Here is a 13,917-nt window from a genome sequence, read left to right on the forward strand (position 1 = left end):
AACAACCGGTTTAGGAATTGCCGTTCCTAAGCTTTTTTTATTCCCATTCATCAATAACACTTGATTCGATTTGCTCTTCAATCCAATTGTCAATTGCTTCACGTTTAAACAATTTTCTTCTTCCAATCTGGAAGCAAGGAATCTTTTTCTCACGTACTAACTTATAAACTGTATCAATGGATATCCCTAAATACTCGGCCGTTTCTTTCGCTGTCATCGTGCTTCTTTTGATTGGTTCCAATTGAATTTTCCCCATTACTTGCTCTGATAACATAGACAAAGTAATTTCCCCTCTCATGAAATAATTAAAGATATATATAAAAATGCTAATGTTACAACAAATGCAATTTGATAAAAGCGTTCAACTTTACTCATTTCCAATACCTACATAAACATCTCCATCAATCTTCATTGCTACCCCTTCTGGGAGTAATTCAGTTTTAATCAGCTTATTTATTAATACCGATAGATCCACATGTATTTTCTCGCTAATTTCTTTATTTTCAAATAGGTAGTCATATGTCATATAAGGGAAGAAGGTCGTTTTAATTTTGTAAACTTCTGTAGCGTAAAAATCTGTGACAACATCCCTTTCTTCAGCTTCGGAATACATTTTTCCAACCCTATTAATTTTTCTTACGACTTCTTCAGCCGTAATCCCTAATACATTTGCTAGAGCTTGTGGCTGTAAACCTGCTTTGTTCATCTCAATAGCTAAATTACTGTACATTTTCATTCATCCCCTTTATTTTTTTACTTCTAGCGGATCTCCTAAATAACCCATATCACTCAAAACTTTTATTAAATCTTGCGCTACGTTTTCCTTTGTGTAATCCTTCACTTCTTGAAGTGCATATACAACCCGTAAAATACCTACAGTTATTTCGCTTCGTGATAACATTTCTTCCAAATTTAACTCCTTTACATTAGGTTCTTGCATAATTTAAACCTCCTTTTATACGCCCAAAAACTTTCGTTCAACTATCTCGTTTAAGAAATCTAAACTGAACAATTCATCAACGGTAACGCCTAAGGCTTGTGCGATTTTAAAAGCACTATTCATTGATGGTTTGCTTTTTCCATTCTCAAAAAGTGATATAGCAGGTTTACTCAATCCGGTAATAGAAGCTACATCTTTTTGTTTTAATCCCTTCTGTAAACGGATTTCTTTCATGCGGCTCATTTTTTCACCTTCCTAATTTTAACTACAGTTAATTAACTATAGTTAAAATATACCATAAGAAATTATTAAATGCAATAATATTATTATAAAAAATTTACTACAGTTAATTTTTGTGTTAATCTTAGTTAAAATAATATTTTCAAAATAGGGGGCTATTCCCAATGGATTACGAATTAGGTAAATTTATAAAGCAATTAAGAACAGAAAAAGGATTTACATTAAATGCGTTATCAAAGGAAATAGGTTATTCTGACGCTTACATTTCTATGGTAGAAAACGGAAAAAAGAAAAAACCATCTTTAGATTTTTTGCTTAAATTATCGGATATATTGGAAGTTGATATTAGAAAACTAACAAATTTATCAAATCATATTGATGTGGATTTGGCTCAAATTGATAAATTAACAAAGCTGGGGGAAAATAAGGCAGCAGTTATGGATAAATTAATCCAAAAGAGAAAAACATCTATGTTGGACGAATCAGAGAAAGATATGTTTTTAAATTTGCAACGAGAAATATACACTATTAGGGAAGATTTAAAGTCTATGCTTGCAAGGGCAAAAGAAAAGGAAAGAGAAAAAAATATTCAAGAAATAGAAAAAGAAGAAAGAGAAGCAATCACCTACGAACTTCATTCAATATTAACTAGGAACGCAAGCGTTTATTTCAAAGGCAGACTTTTAGATCGTGATTACAAAGAATTCTTACTAGATTTACTTGAACGATCAATAAAGGAAGGTGAATAACTATGGCTGGATCAATACAGGATAGAGGAAATGGATCTTTTTTATTGTCATATCATATAGGTTATGATGCAAAAGGAAAACGGATCCGCAAGACTAGGACAGTAAAAGCTAAGAATCCAACTGAAGCAAAAAAGAAACTTGCTGCTTTTGTTACTGAAATTGAGACCGGTCAATATGTTGCTCCTTCTCATACTCGTTTTAGTGATTATGTAAAAGTGTGGAGAAAACACGCCATTAAGAAACTATCACCTAATACATTAGAAACATATACCTATTCATTAGATGGTCGTATACTCCCTGCTCTTGGTCATTATAAGATGGAGGAAATAACGCATGTTCATATTAACGGTTTCCTTGAAAGCCTGGAAGGTGTTTTGTCATCATCCACCATTAAAAAGCAATATAATATCTTAAGCAGTATTTTTAAACTCGCTAAAAAAAATGAGATTATTAATCATAATCCAATGGAAAAATCCGAAAAGCCTTCTGTTACTTACAAAGAAGGTGATGTTTATAACTCTTCCGAATTAAATGAGTTATATCAGCTTCTTAACAAAGAAGAAAATAAACAAATGGTACTCTTAATTAAGATGGCTCTAAAAACTGGTATGCGTAAAGGTGAATTGTTGGCTTTACAATGGGATGACGTTGACTTTAATACTAATACTGTTCATATACGCCATTCATTAAGCTACACCAAAGATAATGGATATTTTCTTAAAGAACCAAAAACTAAAGGATCCTTCCGGAAAGTTGCTCCACCCAAAAAGTTAATGGATGAATTAAAGAAGCATATTTTTAAAAAGAAAACAGATAGAATGGAAGCAGCGGAATTGTGGGAAGGTGGAAAATATTACTTTGTTTTTTCTTCAGAGATGGGTAAGCCATACAATTTAGACGTACCTAATAGGTGGTGGACTAGATTCCATGAACGTGTTAATAAGGAATTGAAAAAGAATGATAAGCCTCCATTGAAAAAGATTCGCTTCCACGACCTACGGCACACGGCAGCTACCGACTTAATAAACAAAGGTGCTAACATTCATTCAATATCGAAAAGACTCGGTCATGCTAATATAACAACGACTATGAATATATACGGACATTACTTGGAAGAAGCTGATCAAAAAATAGCTGACTTACTAAATGAAGATTACATTTAAACATCATAATTTTATGGTGTTTTTTCTTTGCCTTTTCTGATTGGTCAACAATCGGACAACAAAACAAGCCTCATAATAATAATTATAGAAAACAAAAAACGCTCAATCCTTTTAAGGATAAGCGTTTCTCTGGATGATTCCGATTGGGCTCGAACCAACGACCTCTACCCTGTCAAGGTAGCGCTCTCCCAGCTGAGCTACGGAATCGTATGTAATAATTGGTAACTATTACTATAATCGCTTTAGCCAATTATGTCAACAACAAAATATCTGTTCGTTAAATTTTTAAAACTCCCTCTCATTCAGAAATAATATACATTGACACTTCCCTCCCCTTATTTACTTCGCCCCTCGAAATACTAAACTAGCGAAAATCCCACCTTACCATTATAATAATAACAAAATTGCATTTTTATGATGGAGGGTCAATGTGAGAAATGTCCTGTCATTTTTAAAAGCCTATAAATTCCCCGCGGTTTTCGCTTTTTCCTTAATGCTTATTGAATTAGCCATTGAACTGCTTCTCCCATTTTTCCTCGGAAAAATGATCAATGATGGAGTACTTAATCAAGATATTAATAATATTACAATGTGGGGTAGTATCATGCTTAGTATGGCACTCCTCTCACTCGGTATAGGAATAACAAATTCATTCTACTCTTCCCATGTTAGTTTTGCATTTGGGTATGATTTAAGACAGAAATTATTTGAAAAAATTCAGTCCTTTTCTTATCAGAATATGAATCAATACCCTACATCAGCACTTGTAACACGTTTTACTAGCGATGTGCGCCAAATTCAGAATACGGTATTCATGTCTCTAAGAATCATGGCTAAGGCCCCATTAACTGTTATCGGTGGCGTAATAATGGCATTTATTGTAAACGCTAGACTCGCTCTTATTTTTCTTGTAACCGTACCCCTTCTAATCCTTTTCCTATTATGGATTATGAAATATGCAAGTAAAATGTTTATGAAAGTGCAACACAATGTAGATAATGTTAATCGTGTTATGCAAGAAAATCTAGTTGGTATGCGATTAATCAAAGCATTTATGAGACGTGATTACGAGGAATCACGTTTTGATGAAGTAAATGAAAGCTTAGCAAATTCAACAAAATCAACATTCCGAATGATAGAAGCGTCTATGCCAGTGTTACTATTTGTTATGAATATAAGCTTGATTATTATATTATGGTTTGGCAATACACAGATTGGTACAGGAAACACTGATGTTGGCCAGGTTGTTACAATTGTAAATTATGCATTACGAGTAGCAATGGCAATATCCATGTTTTCCTTTATCATTATGATTATTTCTCGAACTAAAGCATCTGCCGAACGAATTGATGAGGTTTTTCAAGTTGAGGTAGATTTAAGTAATCAACCTCAACCAAATCCGAATTTGTCTATTACGAAAGGAAAACTTGAATATAGTAAGGTTTCTTTTTCCTATCCTGATGCAGGTAAATCCGTACTAGATAAAATTTCGTTCACATTAGACCCTGGTGAAAGATTAGCGATAATCGGGGCAACTGGTTCTGGTAAGACTTCCCTCTTCCAGCTTATCCCAAGACTTTATGACCCAACAGAAGGCAACATACTTGTAGATGATCAACCAATTGCCTCTTATCCATTGGATCACCTCCGCGGGAGTATCGGTTATGTACCGCAAAGTCCATTATTATTTACCGGCTCAATTAAAGATAATATCGCTTGGGGTAAGACTAATGCGACAATGGGTGAAATCATCCAGGCTGCAAAGGATGCGCAAATCCATGAAACGATTATGGGGCTTCAAAATCAGTACGATACGAAAGTCGGTCAGAAAGGGGTTAATCTATCTGGTGGGCAAAAACAAAGGATATCGATTGCCCGTGCGTTCGTACGTAAACCTAAAATATTAATGCTTGATGACAGTACAAGTGCACTCGATTTAGCAACAGAGGCCAGGCTGCTTGAAGCAATCCAAACTTACGATTGCACAACATTAATTATTACACAGAAGATTTCTAGCGCTTATAGTGCTGATCGTATTCTATTACTGGATGGTGGAGAAATTATTGCAATCGGCACTTATGAAGAATTATTAGCTACCTCATTACTTTTTCAGCAAATTGTTGAATCTCAATATGGAAAGGAGTATGCACATGTCGAATAACGAATTAAAGGCACCTTTTCAATATAAAAAGATTCCGGTCAATCAAGATGCTTCAAAAGATAAGAAAAAAGCAAAGAATATGACTGGAACGCTACTGAGAATTTGGTCATATCTAGTTCGAGAAAAAGTAAAACTATCTCTCGTCATTCTTATGGTTACCATAAGTTCTGGACTTAGTTTATTAGGTCCCTATCTAGTTGGTACCACTATAGATAAGTTCATTGTAACTCGCGAGATTTCTGGTTTTGGTTTGTTACTTATTAGCTTGCTAATCGTTTATCTCTTTCATTCATTATCCTTATTTTTACAAAGCTTTTGGATGATTGGGATTGCCCAGAATACCGTTTTTGATTTACGAAAGGATTTATTCAGGCAATTTCATCGACTTCCAATCTCTTATTTCGATAAACGGCAGCATGGAAATTTAATGAGTCGCTTAACAAATGATATTGACAACGTAAATAACGTACTTAATTCATCCGTTATTCAAATTTTTTCTAGTGTCTTAACATTAGTAGGTACACTAGTTGTAATGCTAATGCTCAGCCCTATTTTGACGTTTGTTACGATGATTATTATTCCGCTTATGTATTTTGCTACTAGATGGATAACAAAGCGAACAGGACCTCTTTACAAAATGCAGCAAAAAGATTTGGGTGATATCAATGGTTACATCGAGGAGGTTTTATCTGGACAGCATGTTGTACAGACCTATTCCCAGGAGAAAAGAGTAATCCATCATTTCGAGCAGAAGAATAATCAGTTGAAGCTGACAGGTTTTTGGGCGCAAAATATTGCTGGTTTTATCCCTAAGGTTATGAATACCTTAAACTTTTTAAGCTTTGGATTAATCGCTCTAGTCGGTGGGATTTTGTCGATCAATACCTCGCTTGTAACAGTCGGAATGATTGTTATTTTCATAGAATATTCACGGCAATTTACTAGACCATTAAACGAACTTTCCAATCAATTTAATTTACTGCTTTCAGCTGTGGCAGGTGCAGAGCGAGTATTTAATGTCATGGATGAAACACCCGAGGAGGACGATGAAGAAGACGCATTAGAGATTAAATCGACTTCTGGGCATATTATTTTTGACAACGTATCTTTCGCCTATGAATCTACACTAATACTGAAAAATATAAGCTTCGAAGCTAAACCAGGGGAAACGATTGCTTTCGTTGGCCATACTGGTGCAGGAAAAACAACGATAATCAATCTCATCTCACGATTTTACAATTATGATGGCGGCAGCATAAAGGTTGATGGAAATGAATTAAATAAAATAAAACGTTCTAGCTTACGTAAGCATATGGCATTCGTCTTACAGGAACCCTTCCTATTCCAAGGAACGATTCGAGATAATATCCGCTATGGTCAGCTAGAGGCAACAGACTTCGAAGTAGAAAAAGCTGCAAAGGATGCAAATGCACATGAATTCATTAACCAGCTGCCAAACGGTTATGATACGATTCTCGATCATGAAGGAAGTGGGATTAGTCAAGGGCAGAAACAACTGCTTACGATTGCTCGCGCACTTATAGCAGAACCATCGATTCTAATTTTTGACGAAGCGACAAGTAATATCGATACTATCACAGAAATAAAAATTCAAGATGCCTTACATCGCCTAATGTCCGGAAGAACGAGCTTCGTGATTGCCCATCGATTGAATACGATTCAAGATGCCGATCAGATTATTATGCTGGAGCATGGTGAAATAGTAGAAAAAGGAAACCACGAAGCCCTTATAAAGCAAGAGGGCCATTATTATCAATTGTACAAAGGACAGCTAGTAGAGGAAGCGAATAAATCATTAGAGTAATTGAATCATTCGTGATAAACTATTGCTAAAGTAAGCTTCCCCCGAGGTGAATAGAATGGGTAGAAAAGGATCCTTTATTGTGAAAGAAATCCAAAGCAATTATTTAAATGAGACAAAGGCTGTTAAAATATATTTGCCTGAATCATTTTCTCCTCTTAATAAATACAACATATGTATTATGCAAGATGGGGATGATTATTTCCAAATGGGCAGAATAGCTACGCTAAGTGATCGTTTGCATACAGATGGTGAGATTGAGAACACCGTGTTTGCCGGCATACATTATAAAAATAAAGCGGATCGTCGTAAGAGATATCATCTTGAAGGCGCTGAACATGATGCTTATACGAATTTTATTGTTCGCGAAGTAATTCCGATGCTGGATGAAATTATTCCTAATTTGCAAATGGGCAGATCTCGTGCATTAATTGGTGATTCGCTCGCAGGGTCATTCGCCCTTTCAACAGCAATCCGTTATCCAAATACTTTTGGAAAAGTAATCATGCAGTCCCCTTATGTTGATGATGCCTTACTTCGGAAGGTAAAAGCAACACCAAATCTTGAAACACTTGATATTTATCATACTATTGGAACTGCCGAAATAGAGGCATTACTATCTGATGAAAAAAAAGAAGACCTGCTAACACCAAATCGAGAGCTATTCAAGCTATTACAAGAGAAGGGTACCAATTATATTTATTATGAGTTAGCAGATGGTGACCATACTTGGAAATACTGGCAAAGGGATATGGAGCGGCTATTAAAAACAATGTTTAATTAATGCTTTAATTGAAGATTAGAAAACTACAATTTAATTAACCAAGCCTCTGCCTGATAGCCTTAGTATTACTTATTCGTTAAGAAAGCTGTTATGCTTTCTTACCTACTAAAATAATCTGAACTCTGCTATAATAAAATAATAAATAGGGTTCTTTAAATGTTCCGAAAATAAAGATTACCACTATATCTTGATTGAGGAGGCTTTATTATGAAATATGGTATTACAATTTTTCCATCAAAACCAATCCAAGACGAGGCAAACTCTTATCGAAAAAGGTATGATCCACATTATTCATTAATTCCGCCACATCTGACATTAGGGCAATCATTTGAACTGGATGAGAAATCAGTTGATGTATTGATTCACGAGTTAAAGATTATCGCTAACGGAACTAAACCGTTCAGCATCAACATTAATAAAGTCAGTACATTTGCACCGGTCTCAAATACCATTTATTTTAAAGTAGAACCAAATAAAGAACTATTAGAACTAGAAAGTAAAATCCATCAAAGTAAATTCAATATTGAAAGAGAGCATGCATTTGTACCGCAAATTACAATAGCTCAAAAGCTTACGAATGATGAATATTCCGATGTCTTTGGCCGGCTGAATATGAATGAGTTCAAGTTTGAAGATGTAATTGATCGTTTTCAATTACTTTATCAATTAGATAATGGATCTTGGACAGTGTACGAAACGTTTGTTTTTGGAAGGGAATTAGTATGATCGTTAAAATAGTAGAATCAGATAACGAATTACAGCAAGCATACAAAGTACGAATGGAAGTCTTTGTAGATGAACAAAAAGTGCCGGAAGAAATAGAAATAGATGAACATGAAGAAGCTGCAACCCACTTTATTGGTTATGAAAGTGCAACGCCAATTGCAGCCAGTCGTCTTCGTTTCGTTGATAAGTACGGTAAACTGGAGCGGATTTGTATCAAAAAAGATTACCGTGGCAAGTCCTATGGTAAAGAATTAATTAAAGAAATGGAGTCTGCTATTATCGATAAAGGATACGAGCAAGCTAAATTAAACGCACAAACACATGCTGAAGGCTTTTATCAAAAACTAGGATATGTTACTGTATCCGGTGAATTCTTAGATGCAGGTATTCCTCATGTGACGATGATTAAACAATTATAGATAGAAGGCATTCCACACTTTAAATGGGGTGCCTTTTTTTGATGGCGATATTAATAACAGTGCAGTCACTTTCAGGAATATCTATTACCATTTGCAAAGTTCACTGCAATATCGAAGATGATACGAACTTTTTTTCTAAGATCATTCGTTAATTTCATTATTTGCCATATGAATCATTTCAATATAATCTGGTTAAAATAATCGAGAATATTTACATAAGGAGTTTAATTTTCTATGTTGGACTATTTTCAAATGTTTACAGATACAGTCTTCGGTTTTATTGCATTGTTTACTTTAACAAAAGTACTTGGAAAAACGCAAATTTCACAGATTACAGCCTTTGATTTTATTTCTTCTTTGTTGTTGGGGGAGCTTGTAGGAAATGGATTATTTGATCCAGAAGTAGGAATTCTTCAAATTGGATTTGTCGTATTCCTCTGGGGTGGATTGATGTATATTACAGAAATTGTTTCACAGAAATATAAATCTGCCCGTTCATTCATTGAAGGCAGCCCGTCAATTATAATTTATAATGGAAAACTAATTCGTGATGTAATGGAAAAAAATAAACTTGATATTAATCAGCTTCAGCATCTTCTTCGGGCAAAAGAGGTATTTTCCATACAGGAAGTTGAATTCGCAATATTAGAAACGAACGGGACATTATCAGTTTTAAAAAAATCATCCTATCAGTCGCCAAATCGAAAGGATTTAAATCTAGCCCCGCAGGATGTCGCCTTATCAACAACTTTAATTAATGATGGAGAAATTATTCATGATAATCTCATGGAACAAAATCTCTCTGAGGAATGGCTCCTACAAGAATTACATGCGCAGCATTTTGAACGTATTGAAGATATATTCTATGCTGAATATATTAAAGGAGAGAAACTATTTATTCAGCCAGTTTATAATCGGAATCACACAAAGTGGGAAAGCTAAACACTTTTAACCTTATCTAGTTCTTAACTTTAAACCAATTTATTAAAGTACCTGCCCTTTCCGGTAATTTTTTCGACTGATATGTTTTTCTCGGGAGTCTGATACGTATTTTTAGATGTTCGCTCAAATTGATTGGCAATCTCTTGATGTTTCTTTTCTAATACTACTTTAAAGGGCATGTCGACTGAACTAACCTTTCTCTCATCTTTTGAAATCCGGTTTTGATAAGCATTATATTGGTATGTTTCTATAGGTAGAATATATCCCATATTACCCTATCCTTCCATTGAAAATTTATCTATTAATATACATTTCGGATGAAGTCGCTATTTTATTGCTGTTAAACAATTTATTATTTTACTTCTACCCTAATTCACCAAAAATTAACCTTTGTTTTCCATACTTTTTTCCAATTCACTCATGATTCCTTCAATTGACTTTATTCCCTCGATGAAATCTTTCTCCCATTTAGCTGCATTGTTTTCAAAGGTATGCATCTTCTTTTCCGGATGTTGAAACCATTTCTCGTTTTTGTCCAAATGCTTTTCAATGTCTGCAAAGTGTTTTAGCCAAGGAATTTTAGGCTCCACCATATCCTCCCCCCTTTAAGATCAATATTGATTTTCCCGCCGTACAATGCTTTCCCCAGTGTCATCCTAAATATCACTGTAATTTATCTTAACTAAAAGCAATATTCTTTCATAAAAAACGATTTAAAAATAGAAAGCAGCAAAGTTCAGCTGCTTTTGATTATTTTTATAGTATTTTAATCGATGAAGAGAAAACCCATAAATTTTTCCTTTTTCTATATAAGAAATGGTTTAGTTTTTTATCTGCTACTATTGCTTTACTTTATTATTTCTAGCTAAAACCAAAACGGTCTTCTTTCATTTCTTTCTTCTTTTTTATCAGATTCCTGATATTCATGGTGTTCTGATACTTCTTCTACTTCCCTGCGTTCTCTTCTATCCCCAAATAATGGGTCCCGGCGATGCGAATTCTCAATAATGACATTATCAGCCTTAATCACTAGATCCTTTACATGAATTACTTGTTTTTTTTCAGACATATTCCCACACTCCTTTCATTAGTCGATATTAGTTTATGATATTCGCATAGATTAGATATGGTCATCCGCCCTGTAACGAAAATCTTTCCGTTATGGGTATTTTCTTCAGAAATATATGTAAATGCCCACACCATCCATGTCCTCCCACATATTGTATTAAAGAAAGTCAATACATTTTTGAAAGGAGTAATGTTCCATGGGTTGTGGAAAAGATTTCGACACAGGTAACTGTGTAGCCGATATTCTTAAAGAGATAGTCGAAGCTCAAAATGATATCGTAGAAAATTGCTGTGATACTGGTTGCGAACAATCAATAAATGATTTATTAGGTGAGACGGAGCACGCAAATGGATTAGATACTGTTCCAGTTATCTTATATAATAAAGATGGTTCACCATTTAAAGGATTTGGCGCTCCTAAAGAACATCACAAAATCGGAGAGATTGTAGCTAGCTTTATTTTCAGAGTGAAAAAAGTATTTGATGACAATTGTGCTGTTATTGAATTATTGCTATCAGATGGAGAAACTTGCGGTCACGACCATCTTAAAGATCCAACCGATCAAAACACGAAACATTTAGAAGCAACTGGCATTTGCATCACGGTTAATTTAGATTGCTTCTGTCATGTAACATGCTTACCCGCAATTAATGCTTTCCGCTAAAAATACAACAAAAACCACCATTGAATTTGGTTATTCCAGATTCAATGGTGGTTTTTGTTTGTTCTAATTAAAATCCAATTAAGCGAATTTCAATAATGCTTTTGAATGGAATGGATGTTGAAGCTGTTTTTCTACCAACCTGCAAAAAGACTGTGTCCTCTTCAAAATTAGTAACTAATCCTCGATAAGATTTATCTTCTGTTTTAATTTCACATTTTACTTTAGGAGCATATGTTGGCGAATCAGCTAAATACAACACCTTTTCTTTAAGTGTCATTTCTTTAAATTGCTTTTTTCGATTTGGTGTTACTTCATCCTTTTCCTCTTGACCTGAATCCCTGTGAATTAATTCTAATTCTTCCAGCTCTTCCGTTGCTTTCCCCATTAATTCCTGCTGAAATGAATTATGTTTCATTTTTTTTCGCGGTGAAGCGGTTGATTTCTTTCGGTCAGACGTGTTCGATTCAGAATTTACTGTTTCCCTCCGCTTATTTGGTGTTGTGTATTGATGCTGCATTGGTGCTTCTGGTCTAGTTATATTTGGCTGCTGAATGTATAGCATTGGCTCATTAGCAAATTTCTTAACACTCATCAATCATTTCCCCCTTTCTTTCCCACTAAACTAGTATATGAACCCAGTTATGAATTGTGAGCAGAAAGAGGCTAGCTCTAACTCAAATAAGCCATAAATGTAGTTGCCAAACCAAAATAGATTAATATGGAAATAATATCGTTAATCGTTGTGATAAATGGACCTGAAGCAACTGCTGGGTCAATTTTTAATCGATCCATGATGATTGGGACGAGCGATCCAGCCAATGTCGCCACAACTAAAGATGCCATAATCGAAACACCTACAAGGAGACCTAAGTAAATATCGCCTTTCCAAAAATTAATTACAAGCATAATGACAAAACCACAAACAGTACCGGTAATTAACCCTGTCGTAGCCTCCCGGACAACTAATTTCATTTTTCCGAGTTTCTCATATTCACCAGTTGCAAGTCCACGAATCGCAATAGCAAGTGCTTGTGTGCCCGAATTCCCTGCCATTCCACCAATTAATGGAATGAAGATAGCTAAAATGGCAACTTGTTCTAATGTTGCTTCAAACTGACCAATTAAGCTTGCAGTAAATAATCCTAGAAATAATAAAATAACTAACCATGGTAACCGTTTTTTAGCTGAAGAAAAAGCTGTATCATTCGGTCGATCTGTGTCTGACACCCCTGCAAGCTTGGAGTAATCCTCGCTCGCCTCTTCTTCCATAACATCTAAAATATCATCTACAGTAATAATCCCTAGTAGATGGTCTTGAAAATCGACAACTGGTAGTGCAAGGAAATCATAATCTCTAAACATTTGTGCAACTTCTTCTTGGTCCTTGCCTACAGATACAGCAACAATCTTCTCACTCATAATTTCTTCTATACTTGTATTTTCATCGGCAATAATTAAATCACGTAAAGATAGCACACCAACTAATCGCTTATCGTCATTTAACACATATAAATAATAAATGGTTTCTGCATCTTTTGCTTCTTTTTTCAAATGTTGCATCGCTTGTTCCGCAGTTTGCGCTTTGAAAACTGCAACAAATTCCGTTGTCATAATACTTCCGGCAGTTTTCTCTTCGTAGTGAAGCAATTGTTTGATTTCATTTGCCGCTTCTTTATCCATTATTGTTAAGAAGCTCGCAACCTCTTCTTTATTCAGCTCATTTAAAATATCTACCGAGTCATCTGCAGGCATATCAGAAAATACCATCGCAGCGAACCGCGGATCCATCTCTATGAAATATTGCTTTGTCTCTTCTAATTCAATATTTATCATGATTTCAGCAATTTCTTCAGGAGACAAATAAGAATAGATTCTCAACCTATCCTCACTTGATTGTTCAATGAAAAACATCGCTTGATCATACGGATGTATCGCTAGAAATTCTTCCCGAAATTCATCTAATTTTTCGTTAGCTAACGCTGTCTGAACCTTTAACCAATGCTCCTGATATTTTTCTTCGTATTGATCTTCGTAGTTCTTTTGTATTTCCGCCATGTAAACACTTCCTTTTCTACGGCATAAGCGCAACTTAACCTACTACTGGATTAAATTGAATTAAATAACTGGTTTAATCAGTTACTCGTTTATAAAACGACAACTAATTCTTCCCGTCCACTCCTTTTTTAAACATGTAAACTCTATCTCTTTTTATGGAGTAATAATCGAATATTTGGTGTA

18 protein-coding genes and 1 tRNA gene are annotated in these 13,917 nt (G+C 34.8%); 9 read left to right on the forward strand and 10 right to left on the reverse strand.

What is annotated here, in order from left to right:
* Positions 1-37: 37 nt before the first annotated feature.
* From CWR45_RS15855 to CWR45_RS15870, 4 genes are all read right to left on the reverse strand, one after another.
* On the reverse strand, positions 38-274 hold the full coding sequence (locus CWR45_RS15855; protein ID WP_245975440.1) for a helix-turn-helix domain-containing protein: 237 nt from the start codon (positions 272-274) through the stop codon (positions 38-40).
* A 93-nt stretch (positions 275-367) separates the two neighbouring features.
* Positions 368-730, reverse strand: coding sequence for a hypothetical protein (locus tag CWR45_RS15860; protein WP_115750838.1), 363 nt, complete (start codon positions 728-730; stop codon positions 368-370).
* Positions 731-745: 15 nt separating this feature from the next.
* Positions 746-940: a hypothetical protein gene (locus CWR45_RS15865; protein WP_115750839.1), complete on the reverse strand. Its 195-nt coding sequence runs from the start codon at positions 938-940 to the stop codon at positions 746-748.
* 15 nt (positions 941-955) lie between these two features.
* Positions 956-1,183 (reverse strand): helix-turn-helix transcriptional regulator, encoded by a 228-nt coding sequence (locus CWR45_RS15870; RefSeq protein ID WP_115750840.1) that lies wholly within the window; start codon positions 1,181-1,183, stop codon positions 956-958.
* Positions 1,184-1,344: 161 nt separating this feature from the next.
* Here CWR45_RS15870 and CWR45_RS15875 point away from each other — a divergent pair, with 161 nt between their 5' ends.
* Both CWR45_RS15875 and CWR45_RS15880 read left to right on the forward strand, forming a co-directional pair.
* Positions 1,345-1,929 carry a helix-turn-helix domain-containing protein gene (locus CWR45_RS15875; RefSeq protein WP_115750841.1) on the forward strand — a complete coding sequence of 195 codons (585 nt, stop codon included), beginning with the start codon at positions 1,345-1,347 and terminating at the stop codon, positions 1,927-1,929.
* Between the two features lie 2 nt (positions 1,930-1,931).
* A complete protein-coding gene (locus CWR45_RS15880; RefSeq protein ID WP_115750842.1) occupies positions 1,932-3,092 on the forward strand; it encodes a tyrosine-type recombinase/integrase in 1,161 nt (386 codons plus the stop codon).
* Positions 3,093-3,226: 134 nt separating this feature from the next.
* On the opposite strand, the gene CWR45_RS15885 is transcribed toward CWR45_RS15880, so the two are convergent.
* Positions 3,227-3,299: transfer RNA gene (locus CWR45_RS15885), tRNA-Val, on the reverse strand.
* Positions 3,300-3,522: 223 nt separating this feature from the next.
* Between CWR45_RS15885 and CWR45_RS15890 the strand changes: the two genes are divergently transcribed.
* The 6 genes from CWR45_RS15890 (at position 3,523) to CWR45_RS15915 (ending at position 9,946) form a co-directional block, all read left to right on the forward strand.
* On the forward strand, positions 3,523-5,253 hold the full coding sequence (locus tag CWR45_RS15890; RefSeq protein WP_115750843.1) for an ABC transporter ATP-binding protein: 1,731 nt from the start codon (positions 3,523-3,525) through the stop codon (positions 5,251-5,253).
* Positions 5,243-7,078 carry an ABC transporter ATP-binding protein gene (locus CWR45_RS15895; protein ID WP_115750844.1) on the forward strand — a complete coding sequence of 612 codons (1,836 nt, stop codon included), beginning with the start codon at positions 5,243-5,245 and terminating at the stop codon, positions 7,076-7,078. The genes CWR45_RS15890 and CWR45_RS15895 overlap by 11 nt, the downstream gene beginning before the upstream one ends.
* 55 nt (positions 7,079-7,133) lie before the next feature.
* On the forward strand, positions 7,134-7,859 hold the full coding sequence (locus CWR45_RS15900; RefSeq protein WP_115750845.1) for an alpha/beta hydrolase: 726 nt from the start codon (positions 7,134-7,136) through the stop codon (positions 7,857-7,859).
* 207 nt (positions 7,860-8,066) lie between these two features.
* Complete coding sequence (locus CWR45_RS15905; RefSeq protein WP_115750846.1) at positions 8,067-8,585, forward strand: YjcG family protein; 519 nt, start codon at positions 8,067-8,069, stop codon at positions 8,583-8,585.
* Entirely contained in the window at positions 8,582-9,004 is a 423-nt protein-coding gene (locus CWR45_RS15910; RefSeq protein ID WP_115750847.1) for a GNAT family N-acetyltransferase, read from the forward strand. The genes CWR45_RS15905 and CWR45_RS15910 overlap by 4 nt, the downstream gene beginning before the upstream one ends.
* A 234-nt stretch (positions 9,005-9,238) precedes the next feature.
* A complete protein-coding gene (locus tag CWR45_RS15915) occupies positions 9,239-9,946 on the forward strand; it encodes a YetF domain-containing protein (protein WP_115750848.1) in 708 nt (235 codons plus the stop codon).
* Between the two features lie 29 nt (positions 9,947-9,975).
* On the opposite strand, the gene CWR45_RS15920 is transcribed toward CWR45_RS15915, so the two are convergent.
* From CWR45_RS15920 to CWR45_RS15930, 3 genes are all read right to left on the reverse strand, one after another.
* Positions 9,976-10,215 carry a hypothetical protein gene (locus CWR45_RS15920; protein ID WP_115750849.1) on the reverse strand — a complete coding sequence of 80 codons (240 nt, stop codon included), beginning with the start codon at positions 10,213-10,215 and terminating at the stop codon, positions 9,976-9,978.
* A 114-nt stretch (positions 10,216-10,329) separates the two neighbouring features.
* Positions 10,330-10,539: a hypothetical protein gene (locus CWR45_RS15925; RefSeq protein ID WP_115750850.1), complete on the reverse strand. Its 210-nt coding sequence runs from the start codon at positions 10,537-10,539 to the stop codon at positions 10,330-10,332.
* A 272-nt stretch (positions 10,540-10,811) separates the two neighbouring features.
* A complete protein-coding gene (locus tag CWR45_RS15930) occupies positions 10,812-11,015 on the reverse strand; it encodes a hypothetical protein (RefSeq protein WP_115750851.1) in 204 nt (67 codons plus the stop codon).
* Between the two features lie 196 nt (positions 11,016-11,211).
* Here CWR45_RS15930 and CWR45_RS15935 point away from each other — a divergent pair, with 196 nt between their 5' ends.
* On the forward strand, positions 11,212-11,679 hold the full coding sequence (locus tag CWR45_RS15935; RefSeq protein ID WP_115750852.1) for a CotY/CotZ family spore coat protein: 468 nt from the start codon (positions 11,212-11,214) through the stop codon (positions 11,677-11,679).
* Positions 11,680-11,746: 67 nt separating this feature from the next.
* Here CWR45_RS15935 and CWR45_RS15940 read toward each other — a convergent pair whose 3' ends face one another.
* Positions 11,747-12,271 (reverse strand): CotO family spore coat protein, encoded by a 525-nt coding sequence (locus CWR45_RS15940; RefSeq protein WP_115750853.1) that lies wholly within the window; start codon positions 12,269-12,271, stop codon positions 11,747-11,749.
* Between the two features lie 77 nt (positions 12,272-12,348).
* On the reverse strand, positions 12,349-13,734 hold the full coding sequence (mgtE, locus tag CWR45_RS15945) for a magnesium transporter (protein ID WP_115750854.1): 1,386 nt from the start codon (positions 13,732-13,734) through the stop codon (positions 12,349-12,351).
* Between the last annotated feature and the right edge of the window lie 183 nt (positions 13,735-13,917).

The organism is Oceanobacillus chungangensis, from assembly GCF_003369565.1.
Lineage (GTDB): Bacteria > Bacillota > Bacilli > Bacillales > Amphibacillaceae > Oceanobacillus > Oceanobacillus chungangensis.